The sequence below is a fragment of the [Mycobacterium] fortunisiensis genome, assembly GCF_019050325.1.
GTDB lineage: Bacteria > Actinomycetota > Actinomycetes > Mycobacteriales > Mycobacteriaceae > Mycobacterium > Mycobacterium fortunisiensis.
Genome location: NZ_VOMB01000016.1, coordinates 603,281 through 620,459, shown reverse-complemented (window position 1 = coordinate 620,459; position 17,179 = coordinate 603,281). Strand labels below are relative to the sequence as shown.

The following is a 17,179-nucleotide window of genomic DNA, read 5'->3' as shown; positions in this document are numbered from 1 at the left end:
AGCTGAAGCGAAGGGATGAGGCCACCGACGATGTGGAGCACCGTGCTGGTGATGGCTGTCGTGGCAGCCGTCGACCCCCTGCGGATCGGGGTGGTCGCCTTCATGTTGTCACGGTCGCGTCCGGTTCGACTGTTGCTGCCGTTCTTCCTCGTCGCGTTCACCGCCAATGTCGCCGTGGGCGCCGCAGTGGTGTTCGTGTTCAAGAACGCCACCGACGACGGCGGCCGCACGATGCCCGGTGCCGTGGAGATCGGCATCGGCGGCGTGGCGCTGGTGATCGCCGTGCTGTCGGCCACGGGCGTGCTGGAACGCCTGGTCACCGCGGTGCGAGCGCGCCGATCGGCATCAGTGGCCGTCGCCGCCGGGGCGCCACCGACCGTGGATTCACCGCCCGAGCTGTCCCGGCTGCCGGCAGGCATGCAGGCAGCGCTTCGTGGCGAGGCGCCGTGGGCGGCCGCACTGCTGGGCCTCATCAACGGCTTTCCCACCCCCTACTACCTGGCCGCGATGGCAGCAGCACTGACCTCCGGCGCCGCGCTGGCCGAGCAGATGGCAGCCCTGGTGGTGTTCAATCTGGTGGGCTTCCTGGCGGCGTTGCTGCCCATCATCAGCTTCTGGGTGGCTCCGTCGGCCACCCGCTCGGCCGTCGAACGGCTCTACGCCTGGATGGGTGTGCACCATCGACTGGTGGTGGCGGTGATCGCCGGCGCGGTCGGAGTGTTCTTCCTCGCCCAAGGCCTCAGCCACCTGTGACGGCCCGGCGGGCCCGGGTGCGACGGTAGACCGCGAGCACCAGGACACCGGCCGCGGTGATGCCGACGAGGTTGACCGCCAGTTGCAGCACTGAATTGCCGGCGACCGCCCAGTCGCCCACGGTGGCCGCCACCACCGCGAAACCGGCCGCGGGCACCGTCGTCACCGAGATGAAGACCCCGACCAGGGCCGCCGATTTGGACGAGACCAGCGACAGCATCCCGGCCGCACCGGCGAGCAGGGCCACCACCAGCGAGAACGGGCCGACCTGGAAGATGAAGTCGACCTGGGTCAGTTCACTGACCGTGGACAACTGCACCCAGCCCAACGCCTCGAAGCCCAGCGTGGCGATCGCGGTGACGATCATGGCCAGCGGGAATCCGATCAGCAGCGCCGCACCGGCCCGCCGCGCCAACGACAGCTTGCGCTGCACGAGGGCGACCGCCAGCGCAGCCAGCGGGCCGAACTCGGGCCCGACCACCATGGCGCCGACGACGGTGACGGCCGAATCGGTGACCACGCCGACCGCGGCCAGCAGACACGCGATGCACAGGAACATCAGGAACGTGGCATTCAGACGGGATTCCTCACGTGTGCGGGAGATCAGCTCGTCCCAGATGACAGCGTCGGCCGCGTCGCCGTCGGCAACGTCCTCGGCGTGATGGGCGGCGCTCGAGAGAACGGTGTCTAGCGGCTCCAGGGTGATGGCGCCGAAGTGCTGCACGTCAAGGGATTTCAGGCGCTCCACCACGTCGTTGGCGGCCTCCCTGGCGATATCGGCGGTGATCTCGTCGCCGGCCGGATCGATCGCCGCGCCGGTGTGCACCACGACGTGGGCGACGCCTGGCTCGTCACGCAAGACGTTGAGAACGGGATCACGCAGATCAGCCGGGGCAATGACGCGTAAGTGCAGCACGGGCCGAGACTAGCGTCCCTCGATCTCACCAACCCAGCGTTGACTTCGAACTGGCGCTGCAGTTGTGCGAGTAGCGGTCTGCGTGGATTCAAAGTCAACGTTCGTAGCGGACGATGAGCTCCTCCGGCGGCACCTGATGTCCTTCCTCGCAACGGATCTCGACGCCGGCCAGGGCGCCGCAGCCGTCATGCGCCAGCCGCAGGCCGGTGTCGCCGAGATGTTTGCGTCCCCATTCGAACATCGCCCACACCACCGGCATGAAATCCATTCCGGACTCGGTGAGCACATATTCGTCGCGCTCGCGCTGCCCCGGCTCACGATAGGGCCGTTTCGTCAACAACCCGGCGGCCACCAGATCCGACAACCGCGCCGAGGTTGCCGCCTTTGTGATCCCGACCCGGCGGGCGAAGTCGTCGAATCTGGTGGTGCCGTAGAAGGCCTCGCGCATGATCAACATCGCCGATTTGGTGCCGGCGAACGCCATGGTCCTCTCGATCGGGCAGCGTCCGACGGCCGACCAGGCATCGCGGTCGGCCAGCTTGCCCTGAAGCATTCCCACGGAATCAAACCCCATCCCTGAGTTGTTCTCACTATACCCAGGTGCTATACCTGGGTAGCCATAACTATACTCAGCGTGGAGCATCAGGAGGGCCAGATGACCGGATATGCAGGCCGCGACGCAGTGATCGTCGGAGCGGTTCGAACCCCCATCGGCAAAGGCAAGGCCAACGGCGCACTGCACGGCGTCCTACCGGCGGACCTGCTGGCGCACAGCCTGCGGGAACTGGTCACCCGCACCGGCGTCGACCCGGTACTGGTCGATGACGTCATCGCCGGCGCGGTCACCCAGGTGGGTGACCAAGCCGTCAACATCGCCCGCAACGCCCTGCTGGGCGCGGGGTTCCCGGAAAGCGTTCCCGGAACCACCGTCGACCGCCAGTGCGGCAGTTCCCAACAGGCGATCAGCTTCGCGGCCCAGGGCGTGCTGGCCGGCGCCTACGACATCGTGATCGCCGCGGGGGTGGAATCCATGTCGCGGGTACCGATGGGCACCTCGGTGCTACCCGGCAGCGACCCGTTCGGCCTGTCCTTCGCCGAACGCTACTCCGAAGGCCTTGTCCCACAGGGAATCAGCGCTGAACTGATCGCGGCGAAATGGGGATTCTCACGTGCCCAACTGGACGAGTTCTCCGCGGGCAGCCACGAGAAGGCGGCCCGGGCCACCAAGGACGGGTTGTTCGAAGCCGAACTTGCCCCGATCGCCGGACTGAGCACCGACGAGATCATCCGGCCCGCCACCACCGTCGACACCCTCGCCGGCCTCAAACCCGCGTTCTACAACGAGGCCTACTCGGCCCGCTTCCCCCAGATCACCTGGGCGATCACCCCGGGCAACTCGTCGTCGCTGTCCGACGGCAGCGCCGCGGTGATGATCACCAGCGGCGAGACGGCCAAGCGTCTCGGACTCAAGCCGCTGGCCCGTATTCACACCACGACCGTGGTCGGCTCGGATCCGCTCTACATGCTGACCGGTGTCATCCCGGCCACCGAGAAGGTCCTGGCGCGTGCGGGTTTGACGCTGGCAGACATCGACGCGTTCGAAGTCAACGAGGCGTTCGCGCCGGTGGTACTGGCCTGGGCTGCCGATACGGGAGCCGACCTGGGGCGCACCAACGTCAACGGTGGGGCGATCGCCATCGGGCATCCGCTGGGAGCCAGCGGGGCACGCATCATGACCACCCTCGTCAACGCGCTCGAGCAACGTGACGGACGCTACGGCCTGCAGACCATGTGCGAGGGTGGCGGCATGGCCAACGCCACCATCATCGAGCGACTGTAATACCCGGCGAAACCGCATTCCAGCAGAAAAAGTGCGAGTAAACGCCTGCTGGAATGCGGTTTCGGCGAGAGCTGGCTAAGCGCGGACCAGCTCGATGATCTTCGGGTAGGCCGCATCGCGCTCGTCATCCGGCAACTCCCGGGCGGTGACGGCGTACGCCTCGACACCTACCTCGACCCGGGCCCGCGGATTGGCCCGCAGGTTGTGTACCCACGCCGGGTCCTTGGGGCCGCCGGCGTAGGAACCGACGATCAGGATCTTGCCGTCGATGTCCAGGTAGGCCAGCGGCGACAGCCGAGGCTGACCCGACTTGGCACCGATGGTGTGCAGCAGCAACAAAGTTCCGCCCTCGAATGGGCCGCCGGGGGCCCAAACTATTCCACCCGGGCGACCTGAACCGCCAAACCGGCCCGGAAAACCACGCTCACCAGCGATCCTGGCTATGCTGACCATCTGGTCAATTCGTCTCGGCCACGCCCATCCGGAGAGGGGCGCTACGTGCGGTGACATCGGCGGCGCTCGACATCAACGATCGCGTGGTCGACCGACGGCGCGAGCTCGGTGAACTACGCGCTGCCGCGGCCGCCGCCGAACGGGACGGCGGGACATGCGTCCTGCTCAGCGGCGCACCGGGAGTCGGCAAATCGACCCTGATCCAGGCGTTCGGCGACGAACTCGCCAGTCGCAACTGCACCCTGGCGTACGGCCGCTGCAGCGAGGGTGCACCGGCGCCCTACACGGCCGTGCGTGATGCGCTCACCGCGGTGGTGCACTCGATGATGTCCGCAGACGAATCCGAGCGGGACCACTGGTGCGCCGAACTCCGCGCATCGCCGCTCACCAGCGTCCTCACCGACCTGGTGCCCGAGCTCGCCGCGGTGCTGGACACCACCGCACCGGTGGCCGAACTCGACGCCGCCGAGACCCGCCGAAGGCTGCACCGCGCCGTCATCCGTCTCCTTGTGGCCACGGCTTCCCAACGCACCGTGGTCCTGGCGATCGACGATCTGCAGTGGGCCGATCGCGACTCGTTGCTGCTGCTCTCGGAAACGCTGGCGGTGGCCCCGCGAAACGTCCTGGTGCTCGGTGCACACCGGGCCGGCGAGTTTGACGTGGACGCGGCAAATCTCACCGCGCCGGTGCTGCACAGTCTGCCGTTGGACCCGCTGCGAGTAGCAGATGTCGAAGACCTTCTCGCCGATGTCGTCGGCCACAGCGTGGAGCTCCCCGAGGCCGCCACCGAATTTCATCAACGCACCGGCGGCAATCCCCTGTTGATCCGGCAGCTGTTGTACCGCGCGCAGCGCGAAGGCGCGCTACTCGGGACCGACGACGGGAAGAAGCCGGGATGGGATCTACGCGTGCTGTCCTCCCTCGAGGTTTCTGCCACCGAGGCGGAGTTCCTCGGCAGCTACCTGAACCAGTTGACCCCTGATCACCTGGCAGTGCTGAGCGGCTTGGCGTGCATCGGCACCGAATTCGATCTGGCTGATGCCGCCGCGGCCTGCGCAAAGTCTACAGACGTTGTGGCACACGCTCTTTGGTCATGCTTGCAGTTGCATGCGATTGACGCCCTGGACAGCGGTGGCCGGCGGATTGCGAATGCGATCAGCCGGGATGCCCGTTATCGATTGAGCCATGATCGGGTGGCCGAAACAGCCCGGGACAGCCTGTCCGCGGACGCGCAGCGCGAGGTGCACCTGCGGTTGGGCCGCCGGTTGGTCGACCTCGGCGAGGACCGGTTGTTCGATGCCGCCCGTCACATCGGCATCGGGGCACACGGGATAACCGACGACACCGAGCGCGCCCGGTTCGTCGAGGTGCTGCACCGGGCTGCCCGCAAGGCCCGGGGACAGGCCTCATTTCCGCTGGCTCTCGAGTACTGCGTCCAGGCCCTGCGCCTGCTCGGACCGCAGCGCTGGGCCTCACGCCCCGAGCTGGCCCGCGAGCTGCAGTTCGACGCCGCCGATGCCGCGCTGCTGGTCGGCGACACCGCCGCTTTGTACCGCCTGCTCGATGAGGCCGAGCGGGCGCTGACCAGCCCCGTCGACCGCGCCCGGATCGCCTACCTGCGGCTCAAAGGGCGCGTCGCACAGAACCGGCTGCCCGAGGCGCTGGAGATCGGCTTGACCGCCCTTGAAGAGCTCGGCGAACTGTTGCCGTCCGAGGCCGGCAAGCCGCGGATGGCCAATGCCATGCTGCGGATGCGGCTGACGATGCGCCAGTGGAGCAACGATCGGCTTCTCGATCTTCCGATCTGCCGGGACCAGCGGGTAATCGAGCTGCAACGGATCCTGGCCGAGTTGCGCAGCCTGTCCTACATCGTGCGGCCCAACCTCTTTCCGCTGCTGGTGCGCAAGCAATTGGACCTCACCTTGGCCTACGGCCATACCCCGTCGTCGCCACTGGTACTGGCCAGCTATGGATTGCTGTTGGTGATCCTGGGCGACCACACCGGCAGCCAACGATTCGGCGAGGTCGCCATGGTGCTCGCGCAGCGCCCGGAATTCCGTGAGTCGCGCCCGCAGACGCTGTTCCTGCACCTGAACTTCATCCAGCACTGGCGTCATCCACTTCGCGATGGCCTCGGGCTGCTCCGCGACGCCGTCACCGAGGCCCTCGATCAGGGCGACCAGGAGTATGCCGGCTTCCTCGCCGCGACACTGATCTCACAGTCGTTCTGGGTTGGCCGCCCCCTGGCCGAGATTGACACACTGGCACAGTCCCTGATCCCGCACTTCCGTTCGCAACCCGCCCCGAGAACGTTGTGCCAGGCGCAGCAGCAGATGGCGTTGAACCTCATGGGCCGGTGCGAGGATCCTTTTCTGCTGGCCGGGGAGAGTGGCTACGACGAGCGTGAAGTCCTGGCCGCCGCCCAACGCGACGGGGACGAGGTCGTCATGGGCATCGCGGCGGCGATGAAACAGGGCCTGCATTTCTGGTCTGGTGATCACGCGGGTGCGATCCCCTATACCGAAGAAACCGTCCGTCACATCGATGGGCTGGCCGGTACGGCCATCTCTCAACTGGTGTATCTCGTCGGTGCGCTGAGCCTCATGCAGCACGCGCCGCGGGACCGGTCGACTGTGCACTTCGTGCGCAGGGCAACGGCATTGCACCGCAAGTACGCCGAAGGTTGTCCGGAAAACTATGCCGCGGCCTATGCACTGATCCAGGGTGCGTGGGCGCGGGTACGTGGACGCCACGGGCAGGCCGAGCGCCATCTGCACCGGGCAATCACGCTCGCCGAGGAACATCAGCTGCCCATGATCGGGGCACGCGCCCACGAAGAGGCAGCGCTGCTGTACGCCGCGACGTCGCGAATGACCTTGCGCGACCATATGTTACGCACCGCCTACCAACGTTGGCTCAGCCTGGGGGTGACGATCCGCACCGACTGGCTCGCCCGGCAGTACCCCTGGTTGCTCAGCCGCGATCTGGTGCATCCGGGTTCGGTCGGTATCGACCCGGTCGGGGCGCACCAGTTGCTGCGGACACTGTCGGGGGCCCGCAACGCCGATGCGGTCGCCAGGATCATCTTGGGCTCGGTGGCCGACACCACCGGCGCCGATTGCGTGCAGTTGGTCACCCGGGCGCGCGGGGATTCCTGGGCGGTACGGGCCGACTACGACCACGGCGCCGTCGCCATCCTCGATGTCGATATCCCCGAACCCAGCCAGCACGTCAACCTGGTCCGGCAGGTGGCTGCCGGCGGCGTCCAGCGCGCCGAAGATCACACGCTGGCCTCGCCAATCCTCATGCAGGACAGGGTGATCGGTGTCATCGTGGCCGAGCACTCCGATACCGGCGGACACTTCACCTCTGATCAGCAGGAAGCGGTCGCCTTCCTGTGCGCCCAGGCCGCCGCGCCACTGTGGAACTTCCAGCTCGAAGCCCGACTGAAGGCGGCCGACGAGCATCGACAATCGCTCATCGACGTGCAATCCCGATTCGTCCCGAATGAACTGCTGCGCATCCTCGACATCGACGATCTGCGCCGAGTCCGCGCCGGCTACCGCGTCGAACGTGAGATGACGGTGCTGATCAGCGATATCCGCGGTTACACGGCGATGGTGGAGGACATGGACGTCGCGGAGGCCGGCAATCTGGCGATGGGTTTCCTGCGCGCGGTCGAACTGCCGATCATCAGCTGCAACGGGTTCATCCAAGACGTGCGTGGCGACGAGGTTGTCGCGGTGTTCGAGTCGGAATCCGACGCCGTGCGGGCCGGGCTGGGCATGTTGCAGTCCCTGCGCGAGCACAACAAGGACCGCCAGGCGCACGGTTCCGATGAGCTACGGGCCGGCATCGGCATCAACACCGGAACGGTCGGCGTCGGCCTGGTCGGCGGGGTGAACCGGATGGTGCTGACCATCATCGGCGACGCGGTGAACCTGGCCGCGCGCATCGAGAGCACCACCAAACGGTATGGCACCGCTTTGCTGATCTCGGATACCACCCGCGGGCGGCTCGGCACGTCGGCGGAGTTCGACATCCGCCGGATGGAGCGGGTAATGGTGGTGAACCGACGACAGCCGGTCACGGTTTACGAGGTCTACAACGACGATTCAGCGGAACGCCGGGCTGCGAAGCGGTCCGCGCAGCCGGCCTTCGACGAGGCCTTCACATTGTTCGATGCCGGCGATGTCGCCGGGGCGCACGCCGCGTTCGAGCGGTGCCGGCAGTTGCTACCCAACGATCCGGTCGCGCCACTGCACTTGGCACATTGCGACGCCGTGGCCCGGGGCGAGATGGCACCGGGTCAAGGGATCGTGTTGCATCAAAAGTGAGTTACATCGAAAAATACCCCAACCGTCAATGCCGTCTGCCATGCTTTGAAGATCGGGCGACGGGGGTCGGCAAATGTATTTGAATACAGAACAATTGGCCATCGCCAACCAGGCAATCACCGAGACGTTCGAGCAGACCTGTATCGCCTGGCAGGCCATCCCGCACTGGGACACCGGTGATCCGGGCCAGAGCCGGGTCCCCAGCGAGGTCGTGAACCAGCCGAAGTTCCTGCGAATCCGCCACCGGCAGGTCGGTTTCCGGGTCACCCTGGTGCAGACCCACGCGCCCACCCCCGACTCCTTGATCGCCGAGGTGAACTGGGCGGCCACCAAACTCGCCCGCCGGGTGGACAACAGGGTGCTGCGCGCGCTTCGTGACAATGCAGCTGCGAAGTTGCCCGCCGACGCCGCCTACATTCCGGACCTGTTGGGATTTCTCATCGATGCCCGGGCGGAGGTCGAAGACGCGGGGTACCGCGCGCCGGCATGTTTGGTCACCAATACCCGGGCCCTGAAGTATCTTGCCGACGTCACGACGGGGTATCCCCTCACCAACGAACTGCCGTCCGGCGCACACGTCAACTCGCTACATCGGGCGTCACAGTTCGACGAGAAATTCAACGTGCCCAGCGGCAGCGGTGTGTTCGATGGCACAAAGGGCACCGTGATGGTGATGCTGGGCCGGCGCCGGCTCATCGCCCACGCGGGTGCCCCGGACGCCTCACCGGGCGAGGAACCGGTGGATCTTGCCGTCAGTGTCTCTCCCGGTCTCGAAGTGGTCGGCGAGGCCCCAAACTCTCGCCTCGCGCTGGCGGTCCGGATCGGATTCGCCCTGCGGATCAAGGACAACAAAGCCCTCGTCACGCTGTACGGGAAGCCGATCCCGTAGCGATCCGCCATGACCTCGACGCTGCCTGAGACGCCGGCCGGGCCCACCGAACCGAATCCGCTCGACGCCTACCTGACGTTGTGCAAAGAGGTCTGCGATGCCGAGATCACCCGGATCTACGGCAGCGGAACGGAACCCGACAGCCTGCGCGAACTCATCCTCGACTACCCCCGGCGGGGCGGGAAGGCCCTGCGGCCGGCGCTGAGCATCGCCGTCTGCCTCGGTCTCGGCGGCCACCTGGACGCCATCCTGCCCACGGCAGCAACGCTCGAGCTTTATCACAACGCCTTCCTCATCCACGACGACATCGAGGATGAATCATGGTGGCGGCGTGGCAGACCCGCGCTGCACATAGACCATGGCGTCCCCGTCGCGGTCAACGTGGGCGACGCCATGCTGTCACTCTCGTTACAGCCACTGCTGGACAACGTCGAGCGCATCGGACTGGGACCGGCACTGCGCATCCTGAAAGCCGTGGCGCACATGACCCGCCAGACCGTCGACGGTCAGGCCATCGAACTGGACTGGGTGCGCAACAACACCTGGCGCCTCGGCGACACCGACTACCTGCGGATGGTGGAGCTCAAGACGAGTTGGTACTCGTTCATCACCCCTCTGCAGGCCGGCGCCATCGCCGCCGGCGCCGGGCCCGAGCAGTTGGCCGCACTGGAAGATCTGGGCCGCCATCTCGGGGCCGCGTTCCAGATCACCGACGACCTGCTGAACCTGCGTGCCACACCCGAGGACTACGGCAAGGAGATCGGCGGCGACCTCTGGGAAGGTAAACGGACGCTGATGCTGTTGCACGCACTGCGCTGCGCGGAACCGGCCGACCGTGAACGCGCCGTGGATATCCTGGCCAAGCGGCGGCCACGAGCTGACGACATCGCAGGGCTGACCGGACTGCTGGATCGACTCGCCACCCGCGGTGAACTCTCCCGCTCCGGACGCCGATCCATTGCGAATTACCTTCGTACACAACAGATCGGCGAGACAAAGACGCTCGATGACATTCACTGGCTTTTCGGCCTGCTGCAGCGGACCGGATCACTCCCCCACGCCAGGGACGTCGCCGCTGCGCACGCCGAGTGCGCGGCAGTGGCGCTGAGCGATCTCGACTGGCTGCCACCGAGCCACCACCGGCAGACCCTGACCGATTTGGTCGACTACGTACACGGGCGAACCCGATGAACCCTGAACTCCTGATCGGCATGCTCGCCGAACTCGACCGGATCCGGGCGCTCACTCTCGATCTCGTCGAGCGTGCGGCCCCATCACTGCTGCCTTGCGCCGACGACGTCACCGGTGCCGAGCGCGCCGCCCACGAATTGCTGCTCGGAACTCGGCGCGCCATCCTCGGCAATCCGACCGCAGCGCGCGGACTGCACGATCTGCTCGTCGCCGAAGGCCGGCGCTACGCGCAGAGTCCTGACGGCGCTCGACTGCGGGACGCCCTCACCGTCTCGGAGTCGGTGGAGAATCTGCGTCGTCTCTGGGAAACGGTGAGTCTCAACGTGCTCGACGGACCCGCAGCACCGAGTTCCGCTCCACGTGCATGGGCCGAGCTGTTGGCCGACACCGTCATCGGACGCGGGCTCGATGACGCGATACTGGCCCGGCTCCGTCCGGAAGGTTTCGCATGACCCTCTGCGACCCGCGTGCGGCACTCGCCGAACAGAGCAGTTTTCTCGGCTATCTGATGGGCCTGGTTTCGGTGGCCCGGACCATTCGCGCCCTGGGCGACACGGCCGTCGAACCGCGGCCCGCACGCCCCGCCGACGATTTCGTTCACGCGCTGCTCGGGCTGGCCGCGCTCGGAACGGCGATCGAGGGTGTGGTTCCGACCGATCCCGAACCGCCCGGTACCGTGTCGTCACCGGAGATCCCGGCGAGGTGGCTACGATGACCGCCGTACTTGCCGGCAGTGATTTCCTGCGAGCGCCGGTACTGGCCGCCGCGGACCCCGACGGGTACAAAGAGTGGCACCACTTCGTGATTCACGGTGCGGACCGACGGATCCTGATCAACCTCAGCCTCACCGATGAGACCACCGCCGCCGGGCGCCATCGGTTGGTGCCGCGGGTGATCGTGATCGCCCACGACGGCCGATGGAGCGGAGCCATCGAGCGGTTCGACGGGTCCGATCTCGAGGTGTCGGCCGATCTCGGCAACCTCACGGTCGGCGATAACACGATGACCGTGGGCCCCGACGGCTACCGGGTGCAACTCGACCTGCCCGGGAGCCGGATCCAGGGCGATCTCGTGTTCACCCCGGTCAGCCGGCCCTTCGTGGTCAACAATCAGCCCGTCGGCGCGGGCCGGATGAACTGGCTGTTCGTCCCGAGACTGCGGGCCGAGGGCCGGCTGCGCCTCGCCGACGCCGAACACCGCATCGCCGGCGAGCTCGCGTATCACGACCACAACTGGGGCCGGTTCCGGTGGGGCGACGACTTCGGCTGGGTCTGGGGCACCATCCTGCCGGAGGAGCCCGGCGACCCCTGGTCGATGGTGTTTCTCCAGATGACCGACCGTCGTCGCCTCCACTACCTGTCCCAGGCGCTCTATGTCTGGCACCACGACAAGCCCGCCGCGATCTTCCGACACGCCGCGGTCAGCACCGAACGGGTGGGCACACCGGCCGCGCCGCCTGACTGCACGTTGCCGCCGCCGATGCGGCTGGTCCTCGACGGCACGGTGTCGGGCATCCCGGAACGGTTCCGGATCGCGGCCGCGCGCGTCGACGACAAGGTGCACGCTGAATTCCGCACCGGCTCCTACGCGCGGCTCGCGCAGCCGAGCGAGCTGTGCCTCACCCGCTCGACGGTGCTGTACGAGACCAACGGCACCGCCACCGTGACCGGAAGAATCGGCGGCCGCGATATCGCGTTCACCGGCGCGGGCGTATTCGAGTTCCTCGATGGCTGAGCGGGTTTCGTCGCTGTTGCGACGGTCGATCGAGCACCTGGCCGACGAGGGACCGGCCGGCTACCGACTGGTCGCCGACCGGCTCGGACCGCTGGTGGTCGAAATCGATGTGGACCACGAGATCTTCTGCCTGTCCGGCGGCGACGCACTGAAGGTGCTCGACGGCCCGGCTGCCGCCGGAGTCCGGATCTGTACGTCGCGCGCCGCAATACTCGAAATACTCGATGCCAGAGTCCAACTCGCCGATGCCGTGGAAACCGACCTGCTGTGCGTCCGCGGCACCCTGGACGCGGTGTTGCGAGCTCACGACACGCTGCTGGCCTACGTCCACGCGGTGGTCCGGTCACCGGCTCATCCGGACCTGCTGGCCGCGCTGCGGACGGAAACGCCATGACCAAGATGAGGACGCCCGCATCCCGCACCCCGCCACCGACCGTGATGGTCATCGGCGCCGGTATCGCCGGTCTCACCGCAGCGCACGAGCTGGCCGAGCGCGGTTTCGACGTGACGGTGTACGAACCCCGACCCGACGAGCGTGCCCGGCTGCGCGGCACCGCCGGGACCGATCCCCCGGTCAAGCTCGGCGGCCTGGCCGCATCCCAGTTCTCGACGGTGGGGTCCAGCGACGGCGGTCACGCAGTACTGCGTCCTTTCCCGGGCCGGCCGGGCAGCCCGCGGCCGCCCGAGCGAGCCGTCCCGGGGGAACACGGTTTTCGCTTCTTCCCGGCCTACTATCTGCACATCTGGGACCTGTTCCAACGGATCCCGGTCTATCAGTGCAGCAACACAGTGGATTGGCAGCCGACGTCGCGCACCGTCATGGACAACGTCCGGCGCGTCGTCACCCAGGGCACTACGGTCGATGGCAAGCCCTCTCTGGTGTTTCCCCGAGAGCTGCCACGCAGCCTGGCCGAATTCTTCGGAATCCTGCGCCAACTCGGCCAATTGGGGTTCAGCGCCGCCGATGTGGCAACGTTTCAGGGCCGGTTGCTGCGCTATCTGGTGACCAGTCCGTTGCGCCGGGAGCGGGAACTGCAGAACCTGTCCTCCTACGACTTTTTCACCGGACGCGACAGCGACACCCGCCACACCCCGGTCTCCTACTCGCCGAACTTCGACGCGTTACTCAGCGAAATGCCGCGGGTACTGGCCGCATTCGACCCCAAGTGGGGCGACGCGCGGACCAACATCACCACCTACCTCCAGCTCTACCTGAACATGGATCGCCGCGACGACAAGGCCGACGGGGTACTCAACGGCCCCACCACCGAGGCCTGGTTCGACCACTGGTATCGACACCTCGTCTGCCTCGGTGTCCGCTTCGTCCGGGGCGCCGCGGAGCACCTCGCCCCGCCAGACGTCGACCCCGAGCAGCCACCGCATCTGCGACCCCGAGTCCAGATCGTGCTGGCCGACGGGACCCGGCTGAACCCGGACTACACCGTGGTGGCGGTGGATGCGCCTGCCGCCGAACGGATCACAGCTGCGCTGCGGGCGGCGGGCACCGGCGGCACCGTCGCCCGTCTGCACGGCTTCACCACGTCCCCGCCGCCACCTGACGGCCCGTTGCAGCCCGGTGACACCCGGCCGTCAACTCCGCGCGATCCGTACCGCATGGCCGACCTCGGACGCGTGCCCTGGGATCGGTTCCAGACCCTCAGCGGTATCCAATTCTATTTCGACACAGAGTTTCAGCTCATTCGCGGACACATGTACTACGCCGGGACAGAGTGGGCGCTGTCCTCGATCAACCAACACGTCATGTGGCAGAACCGGCCGGTGCTGGCCCGCGATGGGTACGCCGCGGTGCTCTCGGTCGACATCGGCGACTTCAACACGCCCTCGCGTCATCTCGTCGATGCACTGGGGCGCGGCAAAGCGGCCCGGGACTGCACCGCCGACGAGATCGCCGGTGAGGTCTGGCGCCAGATCGTCGCCGCGGTGACCAATGACGCCGCCGACGCTCCGCAAGAGGTGCTGCCCTGGCCCGCCTGGTACGCGCTGGATCGGGGCCTGGTGACGGGTCCGGGGCCGGGATCCGACACGGGCCGGGTGGTCCGCAACGAGACGCCGTACCTGGTGCCGATCGTCGGCGATTGGAGCAATCGCCCCGGCGGTGATCCGTGGAACCCGCACGGCAGCTCGTGGAGTTTCACACCGACTGACCAGCGGTGGCTGGAAGACCTCGAGCTGCGCCATGTCTGGCAGGCCCGCCACGGCGGTTACCAGGTGCACCACAACTCGGTGGTGTTCGCCGGCACCTGGACCCGGACCTTCACTCGGATGACGTCGATGGAGGCCGCCTGCGAGTCGGCACGACATGCGGTCAACGCCATCCTGGACCACTACGTCTGGGTGGAATCCGGCGGCCTCGACCGCCGCGAGAACGCCATATTGCCTTGGCTTTTCCCGTACGGCTTTCTCGACCAGGGACTGTCCAGCCCGATCCGGATGCCGACTCCGGCCGGTGACTACTGCTACATCTTCGACATCGAGAACCGTGAACCGGCCGACACCAGGGCGCTACGCCTTCTCGATGCCGACTTCTGTCAACGCGCGCTACCGCACCCGTTGGACATCCTCACCACACCCGGAGGGCCATCATGACGTACCCGAACGACTACTCCCAACAGCTCTACGCGTACCTGCAGGCCTGGCGGCAACTATTGGAGCCGCTGTTGGCGGCGATGACCACCGGCCTGGCGTATCCGTGGGCTTCAGGCGCAGTGCCGTCGCATCCGTCGTCCTATCCGCCGTCGTTTCCGTCGCCCTACCCGGTGCCGCCCACCGCACCGCCGGCGCCGACTTCGGCGCAGCTGCCCGCGGACTATACCCAGCAACTGTTCGGGTATCTGCAAGCCTGGCGGCAGTATCTGGAGCAGGTCACCGGCAGCGCACCACCCCCGCCGGAGCCCGGCCACGATGACGATTCGATCGCCGGAGAATCAGCTCGGCGGGCCCACGCACCGGATCAGCCGGACGTCGGTAGAGGCCGGACACCGAAGTCCGCCGGACCCGCCACCGGTTCGAGCACCGGCAGCGGTTCGGGCGTCGGAACCGGCACCCAGCGGACGACGTTTCCGCCCTTCGACGAGGCCCGGGTTGAGCGGGCACCGATGCTCGGGCCGGGCAGCCAAGTGCCCCGCAACGACCTCGCCGCCCTGCGGCGGGACACCCCGGCGGCGTCGGCACGCGTTGTCACCGGGATCTCACCGCTACCGAACTCGACGTTCGCCGGATTGGTCAGGCGGGCACAGGACAACGTCCAGCGCGGTTAAGCCTTCACCTCCGGCTTGGCGTCGATTCCGGATTCCTTGCGCTGCGCTGCGGTGATCGGTGCCGGCGCGTCGGTCAGCGGGTCGACGCCACCGCCGGACTTCGGGAACGCGATGACTTCGCGGATCGAGTCCACTCCGGCCAGCAGCGCGGTGATGCGGTCCCAGCCGAACGCGATGCCACCATGCGGCGGCGCGCCGAAAGTGAAGGCGTCCAACAGGAATCCGAACTTCTCCTGGGCTTCGTCGTGGTCGATTCCCATCATCGCGAACACCCGCTCCTGGATGTCGCGCCGGTGGATACGGATGGAGCCACCGCCGATCTCGTTGCCGTTGCAGACGATGTCGTAGGCATCGGACAGCGCGCTGCCGGGATCGGTATCGAAGGTGTCCTCCGATTCGACCTTCGGCGCAGTGAAGGCGTGGTGCACGGCCGTCCAGGCACCTGAGCCCACGGCGACGTCGCCCGAGGCCGTCGCCACGTCGGCCGGTTCGAACATCGGGAAGTCCACCACCCAGGTGAACGCCCAGGCGGCCGGGTCGATCAGGTCCAGACGCTTGGCGATCTCGATGCGGGTGGCACCCAGCAGCGCACGCGCCGTGCGGGCCGGGCCCGCCGCGAAGAACACGCAGTCACCGGGCTTGGCACCGACGTGGGCGGCCAGGCCGTCGCGCTCGGCGTCGGTGAGGTTCTTGGCCACGGGACCGCCCAGCGTGCCGTCCTCCCCGACCAGCACATAGGCCAGCCCCTTGTGGCCACGCTGCTTGGCGAATTCCTGCCAGCCGTCGAGGGTGCGACGCGGCTGCGACGCTCCGCCGGACATCACCACCGCGCCCACATACGGGGCCTGGAACACCCGGAACGGAGTGTCCTTGAAGTACTCGGTGCACTCGATGAGTTCGACACCGAACCGCAGGTCGGGCTTGTCGGAGCCGAACCGGCGCATCGCCTCGTCGTAGCTGATCCGCGGCAACGGCAGCGGCAGCTCGTAACCGATGGTCGACCAGACCGCCCGCAGGACCTGCTCGGCGATCCCCATCACATCGTCGGCGTCGACGAAGCTGAGCTCCATGTCCAGCTGGGTGAACTCCGGCTGGCGGTCGGCGCGGAAGTCCTCGTCGCGGTAGCAGCGCGCGATCTGGTAGTAGCGCTCCATGCCCGCGACCATGAGCAGCTGCTTGAACAGTTGGGGGCTCTGCGGCAGCGCGTAGAACGATCCGGGCTGCAGACGCGCGGGCACCAGGAAGTCGCGGGCACCCTCGGGGGTCGAGCGGGTCAGGGTCGGGGTTTCGATCTCGACGAAGTCGTGCTCGGCCAGTACGCCACGGGCGGCGGCGTTCACCTTGGAGCGCAACCGGATTGCGTTACCCGGGCCTTCCCGCCGCAGATCCAGGTAGCGGTACTTGAGCCGGGCTTCCTCGCCCGCGGTCTCGTCGAGCTGGAACGGCAGTGGGGCGCTCTCGGACAGCACGGTCAGCGAGGTGGCGTTCACCTCGATCTTGCCGGTCGGGATCTCAGGGTTTTCGTTGCCCTCGGGACGTACCTCGACCACACCGGTGACGGCGATGCAGAACTCGGCGCGCAACCGGTGGGCAGCGGCGAGCACATCGCCTTCACGGAACACGACCTGCGACACGCCCGACGCATCGCGGATGTCGATGAAGATCACGCCGCCGTGGTCACGACGGCGCGCCACCCATCCGGCCAAGGTGACCGTCTGACCGGCATCGGCGGGCCGCAGTGAACCCGCGGCGTGGCTGCGCAGCACGAAAACTCCTCATGAAGAAGGT

Annotated in this window: 12 protein-coding genes and 2 pseudogenes; 10 read left to right on the top strand and 4 right to left on the bottom strand. The window is 67.3% G+C overall.

Annotated elements, in window-relative coordinates:
• Positions 1-51: 51 nt before the first annotated feature.
• The gene (locus FR943_RS13315; protein WP_246584978.1) at positions 52-753 is read left to right on the top strand and encodes a GAP family protein; all 702 of its coding nucleotides are present in this window, start codon (positions 52-54) and stop codon (positions 751-753) included.
• Here the strand turns inward: FR943_RS13315 and FR943_RS13310 are convergent.
• Positions 740-1,669, bottom strand: a complete 930-nt coding sequence (locus FR943_RS13310) for a DUF389 domain-containing protein (protein WP_217157768.1) — start codon at positions 1,667-1,669, stop codon at positions 740-742. The two genes, FR943_RS13315 and FR943_RS13310, sit on opposite strands and share 14 nt — an antisense overlap.
• A 94-nt stretch (positions 1,670-1,763) precedes the next feature.
• The gene (locus FR943_RS13305) at positions 1,764-2,228 is read right to left on the bottom strand and encodes a winged helix-turn-helix transcriptional regulator (protein ID WP_217157766.1); all 465 of its coding nucleotides are present in this window, start codon (positions 2,226-2,228) and stop codon (positions 1,764-1,766) included.
• 96 nt (positions 2,229-2,324) lie between these two features.
• Between FR943_RS13305 and FR943_RS13300 the strand changes: the two genes are divergently transcribed.
• On the top strand, positions 2,325-3,509 hold the full coding sequence (locus FR943_RS13300) for a thiolase family protein (protein WP_217157764.1): 1,185 nt from the start codon (positions 2,325-2,327) through the stop codon (positions 3,507-3,509).
• A 75-nt stretch (positions 3,510-3,584) separates the two neighbouring features.
• Here the strand turns inward: FR943_RS13300 and FR943_RS13295 are convergent.
• Positions 3,585-3,872, bottom strand: a pseudogene (locus tag FR943_RS13295) (nitroreductase/quinone reductase family protein); the annotation flags it as partial.
• A 140-nt stretch (positions 3,873-4,012) separates the two neighbouring features.
• Between FR943_RS13295 and FR943_RS13290 the strand changes: the two are divergent.
• From FR943_RS13290 to FR943_RS13255, 8 genes and pseudogenes are all read left to right on the top strand, one after another.
• Complete coding sequence (locus FR943_RS13290) at positions 4,013-8,299, top strand: AAA family ATPase (RefSeq protein WP_217157761.1); 4,287 nt, start codon at positions 4,013-4,015, stop codon at positions 8,297-8,299.
• A 73-nt stretch (positions 8,300-8,372) separates the two neighbouring features.
• The gene (locus FR943_RS13285; protein WP_217157759.1) at positions 8,373-9,188 is read left to right on the top strand and encodes a hypothetical protein; all 816 of its coding nucleotides are present in this window, start codon (positions 8,373-8,375) and stop codon (positions 9,186-9,188) included.
• Positions 9,189-9,197: 9 nt separating this feature from the next.
• A complete protein-coding gene (locus FR943_RS13280) occupies positions 9,198-10,379 on the top strand; it encodes a polyprenyl synthetase family protein (protein WP_217157757.1) in 1,182 nt (393 codons plus the stop codon).
• On the top strand, positions 10,376-10,831 hold the full coding sequence (locus tag FR943_RS13275; RefSeq protein ID WP_217157755.1) for a hypothetical protein: 456 nt from the start codon (positions 10,376-10,378) through the stop codon (positions 10,829-10,831). Before FR943_RS13280 ends, FR943_RS13275 begins: the two co-directional genes overlap by 4 nt.
• Complete coding sequence (locus FR943_RS13270) at positions 10,828-11,094, top strand: hypothetical protein (RefSeq protein ID WP_217157754.1); 267 nt, start codon at positions 10,828-10,830, stop codon at positions 11,092-11,094. The genes FR943_RS13275 and FR943_RS13270 overlap by 4 nt, the downstream gene beginning before the upstream one ends.
• Positions 11,091-12,113 (top strand): hypothetical protein, encoded by a 1,023-nt coding sequence (locus FR943_RS13265; RefSeq protein ID WP_217157752.1) that lies wholly within the window; start codon positions 11,091-11,093, stop codon positions 12,111-12,113. Before FR943_RS13270 ends, FR943_RS13265 begins: the two co-directional genes overlap by 4 nt.
• The gene (locus tag FR943_RS13260; protein WP_217157749.1) at positions 12,106-12,507 is read left to right on the top strand and encodes an SCP-2 sterol transfer family protein; all 402 of its coding nucleotides are present in this window, start codon (positions 12,106-12,108) and stop codon (positions 12,505-12,507) included. The genes FR943_RS13265 and FR943_RS13260 overlap by 8 nt, the downstream gene beginning before the upstream one ends.
• Positions 12,504-15,391, top strand: a pseudogene (locus FR943_RS13255) (FAD-dependent oxidoreductase). Before FR943_RS13260 ends, FR943_RS13255 begins: the two are co-directional and overlap by 4 nt.
• Here FR943_RS13255 and aspS read toward each other — a convergent pair.
• On the bottom strand, positions 15,388-17,157 hold the full coding sequence (gene aspS, locus FR943_RS13250; protein WP_217157747.1) for an aspartate--tRNA ligase: 1,770 nt from the start codon (positions 17,155-17,157) through the stop codon (positions 15,388-15,390). The pseudogene FR943_RS13255 and the gene aspS overlap by 4 nt on opposite strands.
• Positions 17,158-17,179: the final 22 nt, after the last annotated feature.

Coding starts and splice junctions, on each gene's coding strand:
- FR943_RS13315 (WP_246584978.1), top strand. CDS start 52: ATGGCTGTCGTGGCAGCCGTCGACCCCCTGCGGATCGGGGTGGTCGCC.
- FR943_RS13300 (WP_217157764.1), top strand. CDS start 2,325: ATGACCGGATATGCAGGCCGCGACGCAGTGATCGTCGGAGCGGTTCGA.
- FR943_RS13285 (WP_217157759.1), top strand. CDS start 8,373: ATGTATTTGAATACAGAACAATTGGCCATCGCCAACCAGGCAATCACC.
- FR943_RS13280 (WP_217157757.1), top strand. CDS start 9,198: ATGACCTCGACGCTGCCTGAGACGCCGGCCGGGCCCACCGAACCGAAT.
- FR943_RS13275 (WP_217157755.1), top strand. CDS start 10,376: ATGAACCCTGAACTCCTGATCGGCATGCTCGCCGAACTCGACCGGATC.
- FR943_RS13270 (WP_217157754.1), top strand. CDS start 10,828: ATGACCCTCTGCGACCCGCGTGCGGCACTCGCCGAACAGAGCAGTTTT.
- FR943_RS13265 (WP_217157752.1), top strand. CDS start 11,091: ATGACCGCCGTACTTGCCGGCAGTGATTTCCTGCGAGCGCCGGTACTG.
- FR943_RS13260 (WP_217157749.1), top strand. CDS start 12,106: ATGGCTGAGCGGGTTTCGTCGCTGTTGCGACGGTCGATCGAGCACCTG.